A 21,250-nucleotide genomic window follows, 5' to 3' on the forward strand; every position below is an offset into this window, starting at 1 on the left:
ATGCAAGTAGACCAAGAGTTGTTATTTGACATCGCTACTGAAGCCTCGTCTATTTTAACTCGAAAAATTATACAAGCTACTGACGAAAGAACGTTAAGAATAACGTTAAATGAGTATAATTTAATTGATTTGCTACCAGAACAAGAAAACAGCTTTACTTATCCAAACGGAAATATACTTATTTTTGGAGAGAGTAATGTTAAGGAACATGTTATCTATCAGATATTTAAAAAACAAGGAATTGACAAAGATAGAGTGAAACTGCATTTAGGATTTAATGAATATAAAAAATTTAATTTTAAACGTTTAAGTCATAGACCAGAAAATAGACTTATTCTATTTGGTCCAATTCCACACTCAACTCGTGATAAAGGGAATTACTCGAGTGTTATTAATATGATGGAAAATGAAGACGGCTTTCCTAAAGTAGTTAGGTTAACAGCAAATCAAAGCTTGAAAATAACACGAAACAGTTTAACAGAAGTGATTGAGGAAGAAGTTAAAACAGGATTTTTAAAAGTAGATTAAACTCCTATCTTATAGGGACGCAGGGACACGAATAATGGGCCGACAAGTATGTATTTGGCTATGTGGGACAAGGTTCCTGTTCCTAAGTCTCTCAAGAGTTAAAGGATCTAGTAAATCTTCTAAATAAGAAAAAAATTTAACAGGTGATTGATGTTGAACTGCTAACAAGAATGTCGTAGCCTAGATTATAAAAGAAATGATTGTTACAAACGAATGAAGCTATTTCAATAATAGCTAAGAAATGAACAACATTTAAATGAAATCATCACGTTAACATGATATCCTAAGATATTATTGTCAATTATAAATCGGGTTAAAAGTCTTAGTTTATAAATCAAGAAAAACCATAACCACCGATTATTTACAAAAGCGAGTAACTTTTTGGAAGCATGACGATACGGATGTGTTGAGATGGTATATCACTTTAAAAAGTATTGCATAAAAATTGTCGAAGCCTTCCTTATCGAGTGGACAATATTTTTATATTCTGATTGAAAAATAAATATAATTGAGGGAGAAAGAACATGATTACATCAGATGATATTAAAAGAAGATTATGGGATGGTGCTAATGATCTTAGGGGATCAATGGATGCCAGCCGTTATAAAGATTATATGTTAGGTTTAATGTTCTATAAATTCCTTAGTGATAAAACACTTGAAACATTTGTCAAAACAAGTGGTGCTAAAGGGAATGAGGAAGAAATTGTTCAAGCTTATGAAGAGGCTTATGAAAATTATGGGGACAATCTCATCAATATGATTCAAAATGTCCTTGGATATTATGTTTTACCTAAACACTTATACCAGACATGGTTAAAAGATATTCGTGAAGGCACGTTTGAATTAGACAAGGTAACAGAGAGCTTACAAAGTTTCGAACGTACTGTTGCTACAACTGGAGATATCGATGATTTTAAAGGACTTTTCTCTAGCTCTACGATTGATCTAACAGACACTGCTTTAGGAAGTAATTTGAACGCGCGAAGTAAAAATATTCGTAAATTAATTGAATTATTTGCTGATTTAAATATGGTTGCACTTCAAAAAGGTGATGTGTTAGGAGATGCTTACGAATATTTAATCGGTCAATTTGCGATGGAATCAGGAAAGAAAGCCGGAGAGTTCTATACACCACGTCAAGTCAGTGAAGTCATGGCACAAATTGTTGCTAAAACAACGGAGGTAAAATCGATTTATGACCCAACTGTTGGTTCAGGTTCATTACTCTTAACGGTTAGTCGACATTTAACAGAAGATAACCAAAAAGATCTCCATTATTATGGGCAAGAAAAAAATACGGCTACATATAACTTAACACGAATGAATTTATTATTACACGGTGTTCGACCGGAAAAAATGACTGTGAAAAATGGCGATACATTAGGGCAAGATTGGCCTGAAGATCCAGAACTTCCAAATGAAGGTGTTCAGTTTGATGCGGTGGTTATGAATCCACCATACTCAGTTAAAAATTGGAATCAAGAAGACCTAAAAGTAACAGACCCACGATTTGAAGTTGCAGGAGTTTTACCACCAGATTCTAAAGGTGATTATGCATTTTTATTACACGGTTTATTCCATTTAGGTCAAGAAGGTACGATGGCAATTGTACTTCCACATGGCGTGTTATTCCGCGGTGGTGCGGAAGGGGAGATCCGTAAACGACTATTAGATAATAACTATATTGATACAGTCATTGGGTTGCCAGATAAATTATTTACAAATACAGGCATCCCTGTAACGGTAATAATACTGAAAAAGAACCGAGAGCTAGATGATCCTGTTCTTATAATTGATGCTTCTAAATCGTTTGTAAAAGAAGGAAAGCAAAATGCATTACAAGAGAAAGATATCGCTAAAATTGTAGATACATATATCGAACGTACGAGTGAACCGGGATATAGTTATAAAGCAACTAGAAAAGACATCAAAGAAAATGAATATAATTTAAATATCCCACGTTATATTGAATCGGTAGAAGAAGATATTACCCATGATGTAGATGCACATTTGTATGGAGGCATCCCATTAAGTCAAATTAATACACTAACAGTGCTACACGAGATGACGAAAGATGTTTTATATAATGCGCTTACTGAAGTACGTCCAGGTTATGTGGAATTAACACAATCAGTAATAGATTTAAGAGAAGAAGTGCTAACACATGTAAACGTACAAAATAAAATCAAAGCATTAAAAGAAGTAACAGAGTCCTATATGAATACATATTGGGAAAAGTTAAAAACAGTAGCTGATGTGAATGATATTGAACCGTTAAAAGAAGAAATGTTATCGGAAATTAAAAAGCTATTAAAACAATTTAATCACGTTAATACGTATGATGGTTATCAAATTATTGCGGAGTTATGGGAAAATATACTATCCCAAGATACAGAGAAAATTGCGATTAGTGACTTTTACACAGTCGGAAAGACACGCGAAGCGAATATGGTTACAAAAGGTTCTGGTAAAACGAAGCGAACAGAACAAAATGGTTGGGTTGGAGCAATTGTACCGAATGAACTTATATTAAAGGAGCTCTATACAGAAGAACTACGTGATGTGGAAACACAAAAAGAAGCTTTAGCAGCTATTAATGATGAAATAAATGAACTCGTTGAAGCGGCAAAAGTAGAAGAAAGTGAAGAAGCGCAAATCTTAGGAGATGCTTTAAATGCTAGAGAAGACGACTTTACTTTATCAGCAGTAAAAGCAGAATTAAAGAAGGTTGCAAAAGATACAGAAGAATATGTTTTATTAGATAAGGTTAGAAAACTATTGGATGAAAGATCATCTTTAAACAAAGCGATTAGAGAAAAAGAAAAATCATTAACTGAACAAGTTGAAGAAAGAATTGAAAATTTAACGAATGAAGAAATCGATCAACTTATGTATAAAAAATGGTTTGGTCAATTAACAGGACCCATCACAAAACTTGTAGAAGTACCTCTTAAAAATGAACTGGATACATTGAAAGAGTTAAAGGAAAGATATGCTGATACGTTAGAAACTATTGAAGCAGAAAGTAAATCACTAGAAGCCCAATTTGAAGCAATGCTACAAGAACTGGTGGTGACGAAATGATAAAAGAAAAGAAATTAGTGCCTAAAAGAAGATTTAAGGGGCTTAAAGGAGGATGGAGAAAGGAAAAGCTTGATGATATTGCAAATTATCGTAGAGGATCTTTTCCTCAGCCTTATGGGGAAGATAAATGGTACGATGAAATAAATGGGATGCCATTTGTTCAAGTGGTAGATGTAGCCAAAAATTTAAAACTAGTTAATAATACAAAGCAGAGGATTAGTAAATTAGCACAACCGAGTAGTGTTTATGTTGAAAAAGGAAAAGTATTAGTTACCTTGCAGGGAAGTATTGGTAGGGTTGCTATTACACAATATCCGTCTTATGTAGACAGGACTTTGCTTATTTTTGAAAGCTATAAATTTCAGGTTGATACTTATTATTTTGCGTATATCATTCAATTATTATTTGATATTGAGAAACAAAAAGCACCTGGAGGGACGATTAAAACAATAACTAAAGAGGCATTAAGTGAATTCATAGTTAAGATTCCATGTTATGCCGAACAACAAAAAATCGGTGAGTTTTTTAAGGTTTTAGATGAAAGAATTGCAATTCAAGAACGGAAGATTGCTAAAGTAAAAGCATTAAAGTCTGCTTATTTAACAGAAATGTTCCCACAAGAAGGCGAAACGGTACCGAGAAGAAGATTTGAGGGATTTGAAGAGAAATGGGTAAGACGAAGAGTAGGGGATATTTTTCAAGTGACAAGAGGTAATGTACTTTCAACAACAAAAATCGAAAAAAAACAGAGTAAGATTTCACATTATCCGGTATATTCCTCACAAACCCAAAATAATGGTCTATTAGGTTATTATTCTGATTATTTATTTGACACAGCTATTACCTGGACTACTGATGGAGCTAATGCAGGTACAGTTAATTACAGAGAAGGTAAATTCTATAGTACAAATGTTAATGGTGTCCTTATTTCTAAAGAAGGATACGCTTGTAAAGCTGTCGCTGAAATACTTGATTTAGAGGCATGGAAACATGTTTCTAAGGTTGGAAATCCAAAGCTTATGAATAATGTAATGTCAAACATAGAAATACCTATTTCAAATAATATAAAAGAGCTAGAAATGTTATCGTTGTTCTTTACAAACTTAGATGATCAAATTACAACCGAAGAAAAAAAGCTAGAAAAGCTAAAGAAAATGAAAGAGGCTTATTTAGAAGAGATGTTTGTGTAAGAAAGGAGGGGTAGCGAATGAGTAATGGACGTAAGAATGCGGCTGAGAAAACTTTTCAAGACAAGTTCGTTGCTAAATTACAACAATACAAATGGAAAGCACCAGATTTTCTTGATGGAAATAAACAAAAAGTAACTGTACAAGATTTAGTCAATCATTGGCGCAAGGAACTAAACCGAATAAATGCAGATGTCTTGGAGAGTGTTCCTTTAACAGACAATGAATTTGCACAAGTGATGGCAAAAGTATCACAAATTGATAATAGTTATGAAGCGGCAAAGTTATTAGCAATGGAACAATCGAATGGAAAAATTGATGGCATTTATAGAGATTCCCATCCAGACGTTACACGTGAACAAATTACATTGACAATATTTAAAAAAGCACAAGTACGTGGTGGAGATTCGAGCTATAATATCGCAAGAGAAGTAGAAACACCGAACGGAAATCGTTTTGATATTGTTTTACTCATTAATGGACTGCCACTCATAAATATTGAGCAAAAGCGTACAGATAAGTCCTTAGAAGAAGCATTTAACCAATTAAAACGTTATTATACTGATGGTGAATATGTGAACAATTTCATGGCATTTTCTCAAATGATGGTGATGACATCTGAAGTAGCCACACGTTATTTTGCGACACCAAAGTCAATTCAAGCGTTTAATCCAAGTTTTGTTTTTCATTGGGCAGACAAATATAATCGACCGATTAATCATTGGGAAGATGTCATTGATCACTTTTTAATGATTCCGATGGCACATCAAATAGTTGGCGATTATTTAGTCATTGATGAAGCAAAAGAAGTGGAAAATCGTAAACATATGTTATTACGCTCTTATCAAGTACATGCCCTGCAAGCTATCGAAGGTGCTGCACTAGGGTGGGATAATGATGATAAAATACCTCATGGTGGATTTGTTTGGCATACAACAGGTTCAGGTAAAACAATCACGAGTTTTAAAACGGCTTTATTTTTATCGACTAGAGCAGGATTTGATAACGTTGTTTTCTTAGTAGATCGGAAGGAACTCGACAGTCGTACGAGTGATAATTTCAAAGCATATGCACAATACGAATCAGTAACCGTTGATGATACAGCACACACATTTCAATTACGTAAACTTTTATCATCTGCTAGTACAGGTATCGTTGTAACGACAACGTTTAAATTAAATAATCTTGTGAAAGATTTATTTGAAGCGAAGGATGAAAGTTTAGCAAATAAGAAAATCGTCTTTATTATTGATGAAGCTCACCGAACGACAATGGGTGACATGATGGTAACCATTAAAAACTACTTCCGGAAAAATGGTCTGTTTTATGGTTTTACTGGGACACCCTTATTTGACGAGAATAAGATTAAAGGAATGATCAATGAGAAGAGTGAACTCATCGATACAACAGAAAAGCTTTTCGGACCACTATTGCATCAATATACGATAGATGAAGCAATTGTAGATAAAAACGTATTAGGATTTCATGTTGACTACATAAATACCGGAGAGTTTGAAAGTTACGATACATTACGTGAACAAATTGTTGAATATAAACTAGCTGAACAACCAGACGTGCCAAAAAGAAAACTGGAACGACAAGTATATGAACTTTCTGAGTTAGAAGTTGAAAAAGAAGCAAAAAAACGTAAAATATTGTTTTATCATGATGAGACACATATTCCGAGAGTAGTTGAGGAAATATTAAACAACTGGGAAGACCAATCACAACATAAGGTTTTCAATGCCATTTTAACGGTCGCATTTAAACATCGAGTAATAGCTTACTATGAAGAGTTTAAAAAGCAATTAGCTGAACGAGATGATATTGCCATTAACGTAGCAATGACATTTAGTTTTGGAACAGATGCAGATAAAGAACCTACCGACCCAGAATTAATTAAAACGATGTTCAAAGATTATGCAGCCTTCACTGGAATTGAATATGCATACGGTGATAAACGACGAGGAGAAGATGCATATTATGAAGATGTCGTTGAACGGGCAACACGCGGTGGAAGTGGTCGGAATCCGAAAAACATTGACCTTGTTATTGTTGCAGATCAGTTACTAACAGGTTATGATTCTAAATTTATTAACACGTTATATGTGGATCGTTCACTTGCACTACAAGGATTAATTCAAGCGTATTCACGCACAAATCGAATTTACGGGAAAGAAAAGGAATTTGGTACGATTGTCAACTTCCAGTACCCAAGAATAACGGAAGAAACAGTTAATGATGCATTAATTTTATATGGAAGTGGCGGAAAGAGTAGTGAAGCAATTGTAGAACCCTATCCTGTAGCAGTAGATGAATTTGTAAAATACTCACAAGAAGTGATACAGATATTACAAGATCCAACAGCATGGCAATTGTTAGAAAAAGATGAAGAGGCAAAGGAAATCTTTGTAAAAGCTTTTAAAAAAGCAAACGGTCAATTAAATACAATTCAACAATATTATGAATTTGCCTGGGTAGACGAAGTGTTCGATATAACAGAGCATGAATGGCTGCGTTATGTTGGTGCATATCGAAACCTAACAAGAGATGATAATCAGGGCGATGATCCAGTAGCGTTACCAGTATTACCATTAGGTGAAGCAAAACTAGCTGGTACACAAAAAATTGATGCGAATTATATTATTCAATTAATCGGGGAAAAAGCGAAATCAACAGATGGGAAACAAACAGTTGATGCAGAAACATTACGAATTATTTATCAACATATTGAAGAATTAAGTAATATGGGTGATTTTGAACAAGCTGAGCTATTGAAGCAATTTGTTCAAGAGGAATTAGAACCTGGAAATGTTTCGAGTGATGTGAACTTTGATGAAGCATATGAAGCATGGAAGCGAAGCAGATTAAAAGATGAAATTTATAAAGTATCCCGAGAGTGGGGACTTAATGAAATAATTCTTGAGAAGTCGGTAGAAACCTATTCACCAGTGAATCCAAAGGATATTCCTTATATCGATGAATTAACAAGTAATGTTGATTATGATTTGATTGATAATCCAAAAACAAGTAATCTATTGGAACATAATATGGAACTCTTGAAAGTACTACCGGAGATTGTACCAAAAATTAAAAAGAAGTATAAATAGAAAGAGCTATTCTTGTTCACAATTCATAAAGGGGACGCAGCGACAGGTGAATTTTTCGATAAGTTTGTATTTAACAATGTGGGACAAGTTTCCTGTCCCCATGTTCCTCATGTTGTAAAAAACGGAACGCTTGATAAGAAGGTACTACAACAAGAACCATTTCGAACGGTTGGAAGTATTGTGAGTTTATTTAAAGAAGATATGGATGATGCTAGAAAGATCCTGGGAATTGCTGATGAGATTTATCGAAATGCAGAAGAAATTAGTGGAGCTTAGTTTAATTTAAACAACCATGAAACGATATAGACAAGGTTTATAACAACGAATGTCAGTCACTTTTAGAAAGTTTAGGTTAAAACTTTATGAGGTGACTGGCATTTTTAAATTTATCTAAATGATATAGAAAGAGTGGACATTTTTATGACAGTTTGGTTATTTCGTGCCGGAAAACAAGGGGAGTTTGAAAACAAATTTCTAGATGATGAAAGAGTCTATCTTACGTGGGATGACCTTAATATAGATTTAAAGGAAATTGAATCAAAGGAAATTCTATATAAACGATTAATTGATCATTATGATTTAGATAAAGAAAAAACAGCGATAAATTGGGCCTCCCAAATTTGGCCGATTGCACATGCGATGGAACAAGGTGATTTAGTAGTCTTGCCTTCCAAATTTAATCGCACAATTCATATTGGTGAGGTTAATGGTGATTATGTATATGATGAATCACTTGGAAGTCCTTACTATCATTATCGCAATGTAAAGTGGATTGCCAAAGATATACCAAGGGATCGTTTTGATCAGGATATATTATATTCATTAGGTGCTTTTATGACGGTTTGTAAAATACATAGAAATAATGCAGAAGAACGAATTAAAGAAATGCGTAACAATAATTGGCATGTTCCAAAAAATAAGAATGTGAAAGAACTTGTTGAGGAAAATGAAGAAACAGTCTCTATTGATTTGGAAGAATATATCTATGATCAAATATCTGAAAGAATTATCCAAAGGTTCAAAGGTCACAATATGGAAAACTTGGTTGAAGAAATCTTAAAGGCAAAGGGATTTACAACGTACAGAAGTCCGGAAGGTGCTGATCATGGTGTAGATATACTAGCAGCATCAGATACATTAGGTTTTGGAGATCCTAAGATTTGTGTGCAAGTAAAAACTTCTGATACTCCTCTTGATAGACCAATATTGGACCAATTAATCGGAACAATGAGCAATTACAGTGCAGACTTTGGTTTGCTCGTTTCATGGAGTGGTTTTAAATCATCCGTTACGAAGGAAATTCCTAAGCAGTTTTTTAAGGTTCGTTTGTGGGATTCCAAAACGGTTATTCAACAGATTTTCGAGAACTATGGAAAGCTTAGTGATGAAATTAAGAAGGAGATTCCTATTAAGAGGGTTTGGATGTTGGATAGTGAAATGAAATAATGTTGATAGCCCTATTATATAGTAACTTGGAATATTTTTACTACTTCTTATAAGGATAATAAAGTTTTTTAAATATATGACTGTAGTATTAAAGGAAATGAATTAAGTAAAGAATCGGGAGATGGATAGATGTCTGATAATGTATTCTCTTTTACTAGTACAACTGAATTGGAGAAAAATATTGAGAATAGCCTTACAAAAATTAGAAACAAAATATCTACCGCAAATCCTCTAATAACTATGGTTCAATTGCATGTTCTAAAGTTTTTAAACCATTTTGGGGATATTGAGGCTTCGGTTCACGGTGATATAAGGCCTTTTGAGAACAAAATGATTGATATTACACAAAGTCTTATAGTAAGTAGTGACATAAATGCAGGAACTGGATACTTAGATAAAAATGAAATAAATGAATATATGGAAGAACTGAATAGTTTATATACTACTGCCACTATTTATGTAAACATTGCACCGAAGGATGATTTAATTAAGTATTCACAAGGGATGCAAATGAATGTTTCTGGAACAATGTATTCCTATTTTGAAAAAGCTCATTTTACAGATATGCTGTCTCCATATACAGATCTTTTTAATGAGATTTTTGGAATTACAAGCGTTGATCTAGTAGACGGTCTTTTAACAATTAGCAGACGATTACGTACTATGGGATTTATGGAAGCTTTGTTAGATAGTGGTGCTTCACCTGAAGATGAGATGTCAGAAGAAGTATTTTTAAATTTAGCTGAATATTTTAATGTTGAATGCATTACAGGTTGGCCTGTAGAGTTTATTAAGGAACTCTCGCTTCAACAAGGCGAATGCAATGACTTTTATGAAGATGATATACAAGTAATGATTAAGGAGGCCCCTATAAAATATAAACCCTTCATTGGTATAGGAGACAAGTACTATTGTTTTTCTGTTGATAATTTAATAGATAACTTTTACAGAACAGTTTTAAGAGCTATGCGGAGGAAAAAAGAGAGTGTTTCTAATAAGATAAATGACATTCAAAAAGACTTATCAGAGGAACTACCCTTTAAACTATTTAAAACTATTTTGCCTACAGCAAATATGTATCAAAACATTTTTTATAAAGCACCAGTCGGTGCCAATGGAAAGTATGAATGGTGTGAATGTGATGGTATTATTCTTTTTGATGATGTAATGATAATTATAGAAGTGAAGGGTGGAGCATTATCACCGGTTTCACCTTTTTCAGATGAAGAAGCCTACAAAAAGTCACTGAATGACTTAGCAAAAAACCCCTATGAACAATCTGTACGGCTTTATGAAGAATATATGAGGGCAGGAAAGATAGAAATTTATCAGAAAGAGAGTAAAAAACGCTACAAACTTATTACTGCTATTGAAAAAAGTGAATTTATCCAAGCATGTTGTGTCACTTTGGATGATTTCAACGAAATAGCATCCCAAATAGAAGAAACAGAATTTATTCAAAATAGTGATCTGCCTGTATGGTGCATTTCCATTAACGATTTAAGAGTGTACCCTGAACTATTTAATTCTTCAAGTTTGTTCTTAAATTATTTATATCAAAGAAGTCATGCTATTAGGAATCCTTATATAAAGCTTAATGATGAATTGGACCATCTGGGGATGTATTTTGCTTATAATGATTATTCTACGCGTATTAGAGAGATAGTTAATGAAGAGGACTACATAGGCGAAATATATATTGCTAGTCATAGAGACGAAATTGATGACTACATGGCAAGAAAAATCAATTCTGATCTTGAGGACGAAGAAGGGGAAAGTTTCCTTGATCTATTAATAGGTCCTGCACCAAAACCTAAACAAGAGATGGAGTTCATGTTGGAACAACTCATCAATTTATTAGATGGCACAAGAGATTATTTGTGCACCAGAGCTGCTAGATACCTTCTTCTATTAGACTCAAATACTAGAGGTAATCTTAGCGATTTTCTTTCTTCTAGGAGTAGGAAACTTTTAGAGTTTAGAAGACGTAAAGCAATATTAACTCCATATATGGCGCTTAACTATAAAAGAGAAGATAGGATCCGTGAGTTACCTATTATATCAATATTCCTACTTCATGCATCCAATAAAGTATTTAAAGATGTGGTTAAACGCAAGAGGTTTCTAATGGAGAGAGTTGTATATGAAGATGAACCAACCTACTGCGTATTAGTTGGAATCAATAATAATAAAGAGTTTAAAAAAGTGATCACGAATATTATAGGTCCGGAGCAGTTTCAAGCTTTACCGGAGTCAGCATATAAACAACTTAGAACTACTAGAGAGAAGGTAAGTAAATCACGAAATATCAAAGAATTTGAATAGAATTATTGCACTTAATAACACTGAAGAGGAGTTGAACTAATTGAGAATAAAGAAATTAGTTATTAATAACTTTAGATCCTTTGGACCAACTGATACTAATCTAGATTTAGAAGACTTGTCAGTTTTAGTTGGAGCGAATAGTAGTGGTAAAACTTCTGCAATACAAGCTTTATTAAAACTTTTTAGTCCTTATCAGAAAGAGCGCTTGTTGGAAAGATCTGATTTCCATATACCTGCTAATGAAAATCCAATAGATCATGGTGAATCTTCACTTTATATAGAAGCTATAATTGATTTTAATGAACTTGAAAATGATACTGAAGAGGCAAGAACTACTATCCCGCCACATTTTAATCATATGGTTGCGGGTAAAGTTGGTGGAAGTCCTTATGTGCGTATAAGGCTAAAAGCCGAGTTATCAGAAGGAAATACATTTGAAGGAAATATTGAGCAAGGGTTATATTATGTCTTATCTCCAATTGGAACCAAAACAGAAGATGAAGATCTACAGCCGGTTAAAGCCAGTGAGCGCTCTCAAATTCAAATGATTTATATACCTGCAACAAGAGACCCGGCCGTACAATTAAAAAATGCATCAGGAACTATCTTAGGGAGGATTTTAAAAGGAATTAACTGGCCAAAAGAAATTAATAGTGACATACAAGAAAAAATGAAGCAAGTTGATGGGATTTTTGACGAAGTAAATGGTGTTAAACGGTTAAGAGAAATACTTAATAGTCAATGGAGAAAATACCATAATGATTTTCGCTATGGCTCAACTATGGTTGCTTTCAGCCATGCAGACTTAGACTCAATTCTAAAAAAAGTAGAGGTTTATTTTGAACCAACTGAAACAGGAAGCAAATATAAAGTGGATCAATTAGGCGATGGATTACGCTCAATTTTTTACTTGACTCTAGTAAATTCGTTTTTAGAAATTGGGAATGAGGCCTTACAAGATGAAGCTGAGGAAGATAAAAAAATATATAATCTTCAACCACCAGTGTTGACCTTGTTAGCAGTTGAGGAACCAGAAAATCATATTTCCCCTCATTTACTTGGTCGAATAATGAAAGCTTTAACTGACGTCTCTGAAAATGATAATGCACAAGTTTTAGTTGCTACCCACTCCCCTTCGATGATTAAAAGAGTCGATCCACAATCAATTCTTCATTTTAGAATTGATCAAAAAGAAATAAGAACTATCGTAAATTCAATAATTCTTCCTGACAAAGATAAAGAAGAAGAATATAAATATATAAAAGCTGCTATTATGGCATATCCAGAACTGTATTTTTCACAATTGGTTGTTTTAGGAGAAGGTGATAGTGAAGAGATTATACTTCCAAAGATAATTAGTCTTCTAGATACCGATTTAGATCAAAGCAATATTTCTATCGTTCCGTTAGGTGGGAGACACGTAAATCACTTTTGGAAATTACTACATCAGTTGAATATCCCTTATCTAACTCTATTGGATTTAGATTTAGATCGAAATGGTGGTGGATGGGGTCGAATTAAATATGCATTACAGCAGTTGATCCAATTAGGCTATGATAAGCGTGAGTTACTTTCTGTCCAAAATGGAGTGCTAAGTGATGACGAGTTCTCTCGTATGCATACATGGTCTATAGAAAAGGAAGATGAAAGAGAAAATCTCTATTCATGGGTTGAGTTTTTAGAAGCCTATGGAGTTTACTATTCGGCTCCACTAGATATTGATTTCATGATGATTGAAAGTTTCCTAGATGCATATAAAAAGACAGTTCCCAAACATGGAGGTCCTAAAGGTGTAGATAAAGAGAAGGATTCTATTGAATATCTGGACCGTTTAGAAAAAGGGGTTAGGGCAACTTTAAAAACTGAGGGCGGCTCAGGAATTACCTATTCGGATGAACAGAAAGAATTAATGATTTGGTATGATTACTTTTTCTTAGGCAGAGGTAAACCCGGCACTCATATTATGGCATTAGAAAATATAGATACGAAGTTATTAATTGAAAAATTACCAATTCCTCTTAAAAAATTAATGAAGGGAATAAAATCATTTATTGATGGTGATTTATCTGAGTAACTATGTGAAAAAAGAATCTTGGATTCCAAAAGACGGTGTTATTTTAGAAAAAGCTGCACAGGAAGTAGTGAGGTATGAAGGAAGCGCCTATGTGTTAGCTGGTCCCGGAGCAGGAAAAACGGAATTATTAGCTCAAAAAGCTTGTTATTTGTTGGAAACAAATACGAGCGTATATCCTGCTAGAATACTAGCTATAAGTTTCAAGAGAGATGCAGCTAAGAATTTAAAAGAACGCGTTGAAAAACGATCCGGAAAAGAGTTTGCGAATAGGTTTGTATCTTTAACATATGATTCATTTGCTAAGCAAATTATGGATAGATTTCGTTTAACTATACCTGAATTTTATAGACCATCATTGGAGTATGAAATAGTAAATTTTTATAAAAGAGATGTACCTATTCTCAGAGAAGAAGCAGAAGAACCTAGTGAAGAGAATGGGTGGAATTACTACTTTGATTATGATCTTTTTGCTAAGACATATGCAAATGAAAGACTACCATTACGAGTGGACAAAATAAACTCAATAGAATCATGGTATAAGTATCAACTTTGGAAAAACTATATTAATGGGAAAGAAAATTCGAGGCTAACCTTCCCCATGATTTCAAGAATTGCTGAATATTTACTTAGGTCAAATCCCAAGATTTTAAGAGCAATCAGAGCTACATATAGTCATGTTTTTTTAGATGAGTTTCAAGATACAACATTAATCCAGTATGACTTAGTTAGAACAACTTTCATGGGTTCAAATGCTTCGGTGACCGCTGTAGGTGACGTTAAACAAAAGATAATGGGTTGGGCTGGTGCGTTAGATGGAGTATTTAATCAATTTAAATTAGACTTCAAAGCTAAAGAGTTCGAAATGGTATTAAATCATAGGTCTGCTCCTAATTTAGTCCGAATTCAAACATCTATAATAAATGATATGATGGGTGGTTCAACAGTAATAACTCCATCTAATAAGTGGAAGGATGAGGATGAGGGCATATGCGAAATATGGAACTTCACCAATGCCTCTGAAGAAGCAAAAACATTAGCAACAGAAATTAAAACGTGGATTGATCAAGAAAAACTTGAACGAAGAGATGTAGGTATTTTAGTTAGGCAACGGGCAGATATGTATTGTGACATGCTTATAAATGAATTAAGTAATTTAGGAATACACTCTAGGATAGAGGATCAATGGCAAGATTTACTAGCAGAAAATTTTATGAAATATATAATCGATGTATTTTCTTTAGCCACAACAGACCGTGACCCTAAAGCTTGGTCTAGGTTAATATCGAATGTTTTAAGTTTACGTGGCAATGATGAAACAGAATCCTATCAAGTAGAAAAAGAAATTAATAGTTTTATAGTTGAATTTAAAAAGACTATTAAGTATGAGTCAATAAAAGTGACCAAAAAGGTAGTAGAGCAATGGTTAGACAAAATTTTAACTTTGATAGGTCTAGATTTGATTAAAAGTAGCTATCCTGAGTATAGAAAAGGAAAGTATTTAGAAAGAAAAGTAAAGCAGACAGCGGAGTTTCTTTTTTATTCATATGAGAAGCATAAAGTCTGGTATAAAGCAATAGATGATTTTCTGGGGACTTATTCAATTCCAATTATGTCAATTCATAAAAGTAAAGGTCTTGAATTTGAATCTGTGGTTTTATTGGGACTAGAAGATGGAGCCTTTTGGAACTTTGAGAAATCCCCAGAAGATGAAACATTTACATTTTTTGTTGCAATGTCAAGAGCAAAAACAAGAATGATTTTTACCTTTTGTAAAAACCGCTTCAATGGACAAGAAAGATCTAAGGTAAATGACATTTATCAAATGTTGGAGAATGCAGACGTTAAACAATTCAAATGGACGTAAACAATGTCATTATATTTTAAATAACTAGAAGTAAAACAATAATAAAAAGGGCATTGGTAAAATCAGTCTACCAATGCCTGTTTTTGCCTTTTAAATCACCACGGTGAGCTTTAGCTGGGTAGGGGACTGCCCCCAAGATTTGAATTTGTATATTTTTGACTTATTATATGAGCCATCAAGAAACTCATTTTCAATTAACAATTCAATGATTTTACTACCCACGGTAACATATTTAAAACGTTCTCCCTCAAACTTATTGCTATAAAAATGACTTCGAATAAAATTGTATTCTTCAAATTTTCTGATGCGATTTTTAAAAATGTAGTCTTTTAATTGATTATTGAACAATTCTGAAGACGCTTGATGAAATTGTTGAACGGAAAGCAATCGTTGCTGTTCCAAAAAGGCAAGGTATTCAAGATCCGAGGCTTTTACCTCTAGCCTTTGCCTTGCACTTTTTCTAAGAATAATTTCCTCTTTCATTTATCTTCCTCCTAGTATTGTAGTGAATTTTGTAATCTTGTTTGTCTACTCGAAGTTCCTCCATTTCTCTCTCTTTTTGTCAGAGTATAAAAAGTATCACTTAGGGATAGCAAATGTCCTAAGTAATTAACTTTTCCAAGTAATCAACTTAAACATACCCAATTGAAAGAGCCTAAGTGTATTACTTACGAGGTTTAAAAACAGTATATCGCCAAAGAATGTATATTCGAAGTCGAATTCTTAACTATTAAGAGATTACGATATACTTAACTTAATAAACGTCAACAAGGGAAACCCCAATAAATATACTTGTGGATATCTGAACAAGTATATTTATTGGGGTATCATTTCAAGTTGTGTCTCTTAGACAAAGTTTCATGGTGGGCATCTTGGTTTGTGACTAGCCACCAGTGAGAAATAAAGAAATCCCACTGTGGGAATCCCTTGAAAATAAAAAGTCTGATAAGCAACCTTGGTTCTTAAAAACGGAAATTCATTTTTTTTAGGTCCTTTAAATCAGAAATTTCTCCTATCATGTAATTAATGATATTAAAACAGTTGTGGTGGATTTTATAGGAGATTAAGCTTATATCATTGATCATCGCTTTGAGGTGTACGTTTGGAGGAACAAAATAGACGTCTATAGTTTTATCACCACGCAAGTATTTTCTCACAGTTCTATAATTACCATCGACAATGATTATTTTAGGTGATTCTGAAATCATTGGATAATGAACAGCGATAATAGGCTCTGTTCTAATGGGTATCGATTCATCTATATTTGATACAGAGCCATGACTAAGCCTTTCTATTATAGTTTCTATAAGAACCGTTTTAGGCTTTAAATGGTACTTTTCTATCAGATTTCCAAGTGTTTTTATGTTCCAATGTACGGTGTAAAAGCTTTGAGGATTATTGTTTAATCCAATTTCTTGTGAGAAAGCTTCTTCTTCAAGAAGGACCAACATTGATTTCTGATCAAAATTTTGCCTCTTTATATTTCTAAGATATTTGCTGTATTTCTCAATTGAGGATTTTAAAGATGGGTATTCGTTAACTATGGACAATCCTCTAGTTTTAAAAAACTCTTTAGATAGTAATAATTCGAAATAAGGATTAAACTCGCACATGTTATTTATTATGGAACTAAATTGCCTTTGTACTACTGGATCTATTTTCACATATATTCCCCCTTTTTGACTTATATAGAATATGTATGTTATTAAAGTAGTTTTATTCTTGGATTTGTCCATGAATAACATTGTTGTTAACGCGTTTCAACCTTCACGGTATTTTTATATAGGTGTATTTGTGGGCTTGACTATCGAGGTATTTCCGCTGAATTGGTTAAAAATGTATGATATAATATTTTACGAGTTTTAAATTTAAAACTATGTACAGTTATATATAATAAAGGTTATTTTCTATTTGATGAGAGAATTAATTAAGGGAGTATTGTTATGGTTGTTGAAACAATAAATAGAGATGCTGGAGACAAATCAAAGGGCTTTAGACTCCAAAGACTTAGAGCAATTGAATTACTTCTTGATAAGATGGAAGTAACGGATGGAACAGCTGCTGTTTTTGCCTCAACTGAATATCTAGATGATGTTTATATAAAAACAGTAACTCCCGAGGAGAGTAGTACATACACTGAGGGCGACAAAAATTATGATAAGACTAAAAAATTCTCTTTCATGTCTCATGAAGTTACTAATAGTCTTATAATCTTCTTAGATAATTGGCTAAACTGTGATTTAAGTGAGAATCTTTATTATTGCTTTTACACTAATGTTGATTATACATATGAAAGAAAAACAAAACTTCTTAAAGACCTAGAGATAGATCTTCCAAAGTCCCCTATATTGGATTGTTTAGTTAGAAATCAATTAGATCAGAATATTATTGATTGTATAAAGAAGAGGTTGATTTATGAGTATAAACAGCAATATAAAAATCAAAAAGGAAATGGATATTTAGACATAATTGAAAAATTCAACGAGAAAGATTGGTTTAATTTTTTATCAAGAATTAGATGGAAGTTTGGTCAATATGATGATAAAGAGCTTGAAAAATATCTAGTAAGAAAAATAAAAACCAGAACCTTTTATAATAATATTGATGTATCGGGTAAAGAGGAAATTATAATTGATTTACTAGCTGCAAAGTTTGAGGCACACGAGCAGTACACTGACCCTATAGCTAATAATGTAAGCGCTATCCATGTGGAAAATGTTTTATTAAAACTATCAAAAGATATTGTAAAGAAATCTGATCCTGTTTTTGACATTTGGAATTCTTTAGAGCCACCAGCAGATAATAGAGGACTTAAACAGAAAATTATAGATGTTGATTCAGCATACAAAAAATACAAAGTTGGAGTAAAGGCCAGACAGGTCGCGGTTATTAGAGAAGAGTATGAGCAGTTAACAGATCAGGAAAAAGGGTCATATAGATATAGAGTTTTTGAAGCGTGTCAACAAAAACTAGTGTCATTACTCGAAAGTAAGAAAGAGGTTGATATTGACCTGTGGTTAGATGAATTATTTATTTGGTCCAAGCAACATATTAAAGATAAGTCGAAGGATTATTCTTATGCCATGAAAAGTGATGATGCCATAAAAGGTGCGATATTGGAGTTAATTGACAGTTGTTTTTTATCTTTTGATGAGAAGGGTTTCTATGATGGAAATATATAATAATAAAATTAAGAAAAAAATAATGTTCAATAAAGATAGCGATTATTATTTTATCGCTTATAATTCTATTCTCATACTAGATAGTCTGGGGTGTTATGAAGGTGAGAAGAATTTCTATGACTATAGAAAATTAATTTATATTCTGCCTTTCATCTCCAGTCAATTTATGCTGATGAATTCTATTAAAACTTCTAAAATCAGACAAGAACAAATAAAGATATTAGAAGATACATATATAAATTCAAAATTGCGAGAACCGATTTTAAAGTCAATTTTGTTTACACTCGAAAAGAGAGGTTATTTAATTCTAGAAAAAAATGAGTCCCGTAAATGTATAGATGTTAGATTGTTACCTAATTCAATACCACAGGACTATTTAAAGTCAGATTTATTCAAAATTGAATCCGATAATATAAAACTATTAAAAAAGCACTATCAAAGATTAAACTTTATTAGTTTTGACACCCTAATTGAAAAGCTTTTTAAAGAAAAAGGGGTGATTATATGGGACGTTTAAAAATAATTAAGTTACTATATGAGGGAGATAACTATTATTTTGAATCTCCTAAATTTGATGACGGCATAAACATTATTGAGGGGGAAAATGGATCTGGAAAAAGTACTTTCTCAAATCTTATTAACTTCTCTCTGGGAAATTATGTAAAGGAATTTGATTCTAGAGAAAGTAAAGTTCATAAAGAAATAGTGAATGATACAAATAATTATGTTATGGCTGTAATTGGTATAAATAAAGATATATATAAGTTAAAAAGGTTCTTTAATGATAATAAGATTTTTGTGGAGGAAAATGGCGAAATTCAGGATTATTTAATTCATAGGCAACAAAGTGCTGTTAGGATTTTTTCGGATTGGTTACTAGATAAATTAGGAATACCTATAGTTGAATTTTATCAGGGGACAGCCAAGTCTAAATTGAATTTTGAAGATTTATTCAGGTTAATCTATTATGATCAAAAAACAACTCCAGAAAAAATCTATAAAGACTCTAGAAATGATAGAAACTTTATTTCAGACTCGGAATTCATGAGAAAAGTTATTTTTCAGATGCTCATGGGGTACGAATTTTCAGAGTACTATATGTTAATTGGAGAAATAAACAAATTAGTTAAAGAAAAAAATTCAATTCAAAACAAAGAGGACGGTTTTTTAGAAGTAGCTCAAGAATTCGGTATTAAAAATTTGAAGGAAGATAATTTAGAAGATTTGACTCAAGAAATTCACTCCTGCACATTACAATTAAAAAGATTAGAAAAGTATGAGGAAGAATTACTATCTATACAGAAAAACCCAAAACAGAGTGTAAATAAAATTAGACAATTAAGAAAAAAGTTAGTAGATATAGAACTTGAAATCGATAGTACATATAATAAAATTAATAGTCTATATAAAGAAATTAAAAATATCAAATCTATTAAAGAAAATACTATATTAGAAGTAACACAAATTAAGAAAATTATCCTAACTCATGAAGAATTGAACCTGTTTACCCCTGACACCTGTCCTTACTGTTTAAATAAGGTTGAAAGAATTGAAGGTCATTGTATATGTGGGAAAGAAGTTGAAGAAAATGAATACGAGAAATTCTTTTATTCCTCAGATGAGTATTTATCTATATTAAAATCTAGACAAAAATCTATTGAAACGCTTGATTTAGCAATACAATCATGTAATGACGAGTTATTGAATCATGAGGAAAACTTGAATAAATTAAAAGAGCATAAAAAAAGTACACAACGGTTAATAAATGAAGGGAAAGAGGATATTGAAAGAAATACTAATGTTGCAGAAATTAAGGATACTCAACAAAAAAAGTATTATTTGAAAGAAAGAATTAATTCATTAGAGCAAAATTTTAAAGTTAAAAAGAATTATGAAAAAATAGCTAAGGAGTTAGAATCTAAAGCTAATTTAATAAAAGAGAAAAGAGAAAGTCTTAAATTAAAAGAAGGATTAGCGAATAAACAAATTAACAATCAGGTAAGTGAATTCAGTGCAATATATGAGAAGTTATTGATAGATATTAAAGCTGATATAACTAAGGCAAAAATTGATAAAGATAATTATATGCCTGTTATTAATGATGGTGAGTATAAAGAAGCTAGTGTTGGTGTCCCTATAAGGTTGATGTACTTTTTGACTTTACTAAAAATGTCTGTTAAAGATAAAAACTTACCATTTCCAAGATTTTTATTAATTGATACACCCGAAAATCTAGGTATTGATAAGGACAATCTAGAAAAATCAATATCAAAATTGTTATCAGGTAAAGAATTAAATGAAAAGAGTAAGTACCAAGTGATTCTAACTACTGGAATTAAGAAATATCCGGAAAAGTTTTCTAAGTTTCGCAAAGGTAGGTCTTTGGATGTAAATAACAAACTTTTATTGAAAAAGGAAAATAAAAATGAAATCTAACTAATTAAGCTA

Annotated in this window: 14 protein-coding genes; 12 read left to right on the forward strand and 2 right to left on the reverse strand. The window is 32.4% G+C overall.

Annotated features, from left to right (window positions below; all coding sequences use genetic code 11):
* From BN1067_RS04835 to BN1067_RS04875, 9 genes are all read left to right on the forward strand, one after another.
* Complete coding sequence (locus tag BN1067_RS04835; RefSeq protein ID WP_053217762.1) at positions 1–528, forward strand: hypothetical protein; 528 nt, start codon at positions 1–3, stop codon at positions 526–528.
* Between the two features lie 524 nt (positions 529–1,052).
* On the forward strand, positions 1,053–3,614 hold the full coding sequence (locus BN1067_RS04840) for a type I restriction-modification system subunit M (RefSeq protein ID WP_053217763.1): 2,562 nt from the start codon (positions 1,053–1,055) through the stop codon (positions 3,612–3,614).
* Positions 3,611–4,804, forward strand: coding sequence for a restriction endonuclease subunit S (locus BN1067_RS04845; protein ID WP_053217764.1), 1,194 nt, complete (start codon positions 3,611–3,613; stop codon positions 4,802–4,804). Before BN1067_RS04840 ends, BN1067_RS04845 begins: the two co-directional genes overlap by 4 nt.
* 17 nt (positions 4,805–4,821) lie before the next feature.
* The gene (locus BN1067_RS04850) at positions 4,822–7,911 is read left to right on the forward strand and encodes a type I restriction endonuclease subunit R (protein ID WP_053217765.1); all 3,090 of its coding nucleotides are present in this window, start codon (positions 4,822–4,824) and stop codon (positions 7,909–7,911) included.
* A gap of 12 nt (positions 7,912–7,923) precedes the next feature.
* Entirely contained in the window at positions 7,924–8,187 is a 264-nt protein-coding gene (locus BN1067_RS04855; protein ID WP_053217766.1) for a hypothetical protein, read from the forward strand.
* A 144-nt stretch (positions 8,188–8,331) separates the two neighbouring features.
* On the forward strand, positions 8,332–9,357 hold the full coding sequence (locus BN1067_RS04860) for a restriction endonuclease (RefSeq protein ID WP_053217767.1): 1,026 nt from the start codon (positions 8,332–8,334) through the stop codon (positions 9,355–9,357).
* Between the two features lie 129 nt (positions 9,358–9,486).
* On the forward strand, positions 9,487–11,682 hold the full coding sequence (locus BN1067_RS04865) for a hypothetical protein (protein WP_053217768.1): 2,196 nt from the start codon (positions 9,487–9,489) through the stop codon (positions 11,680–11,682).
* A gap of 40 nt (positions 11,683–11,722) precedes the next feature.
* A complete protein-coding gene (locus tag BN1067_RS04870) occupies positions 11,723–13,756 on the forward strand; it encodes an ATP-dependent nuclease (RefSeq protein WP_053217769.1) in 2,034 nt (677 codons plus the stop codon).
* The gene (locus tag BN1067_RS04875) at positions 13,737–15,620 is read left to right on the forward strand and encodes a UvrD-helicase domain-containing protein (RefSeq protein ID WP_053217770.1); all 1,884 of its coding nucleotides are present in this window, start codon (positions 13,737–13,739) and stop codon (positions 15,618–15,620) included. The genes BN1067_RS04870 and BN1067_RS04875 overlap by 20 nt, the downstream gene beginning before the upstream one ends.
* A 90-nt stretch (positions 15,621–15,710) precedes the next feature.
* Here the strand turns inward: BN1067_RS04875 and BN1067_RS04880 are convergent, their stop codons facing one another.
* Together BN1067_RS04880 and BN1067_RS04885 are read right to left on the reverse strand one after the other, a co-directional pair.
* Positions 15,711–16,103, reverse strand: a complete 393-nt coding sequence (locus BN1067_RS04880; protein ID WP_053217771.1) for a hypothetical protein — start codon at positions 16,101–16,103, stop codon at positions 15,711–15,713.
* 479 nt (positions 16,104–16,582) lie between these two features.
* Complete coding sequence (locus BN1067_RS04885) at positions 16,583–17,284, reverse strand: hypothetical protein (protein ID WP_053217772.1); 702 nt, start codon at positions 17,282–17,284, stop codon at positions 16,583–16,585.
* Positions 17,285–17,563: 279 nt separating this feature from the next.
* On the opposite strand from BN1067_RS04885, the gene BN1067_RS04890 reads away from it, so the two are divergent.
* Genes BN1067_RS04890 through BN1067_RS04900 form a run of 3 tightly spaced genes read left to right on the forward strand, consistent with a single transcriptional unit; the run spans position 17,564 to position 21,238 of the window.
* The gene (locus BN1067_RS04890; protein WP_053217773.1) at positions 17,564–18,802 is read left to right on the forward strand and encodes a hypothetical protein; all 1,239 of its coding nucleotides are present in this window, start codon (positions 17,564–17,566) and stop codon (positions 18,800–18,802) included.
* Positions 18,786–19,319, forward strand: a complete 534-nt coding sequence (locus BN1067_RS04895) for a hypothetical protein (RefSeq protein ID WP_053217774.1) — start codon at positions 18,786–18,788, stop codon at positions 19,317–19,319. Before BN1067_RS04890 ends, BN1067_RS04895 begins: the two co-directional genes overlap by 17 nt.
* Positions 19,307–21,238 carry a hypothetical protein gene (locus tag BN1067_RS04900; RefSeq protein ID WP_053217775.1) on the forward strand — a complete coding sequence of 644 codons (1,932 nt, stop codon included), beginning with the start codon at positions 19,307–19,309 and terminating at the stop codon, positions 21,236–21,238. Before BN1067_RS04895 ends, BN1067_RS04900 begins: the two co-directional genes overlap by 13 nt.
* Positions 21,239–21,250 lie beyond the last annotated feature (12 nt).

Origin of the sequence: Virgibacillus senegalensis, from assembly GCF_000821245.2 — a bacterium.
Taxonomy (GTDB): Bacteria; Bacillota; Bacilli; order Bacillales; family Amphibacillaceae; genus Sediminibacillus; species Sediminibacillus senegalensis.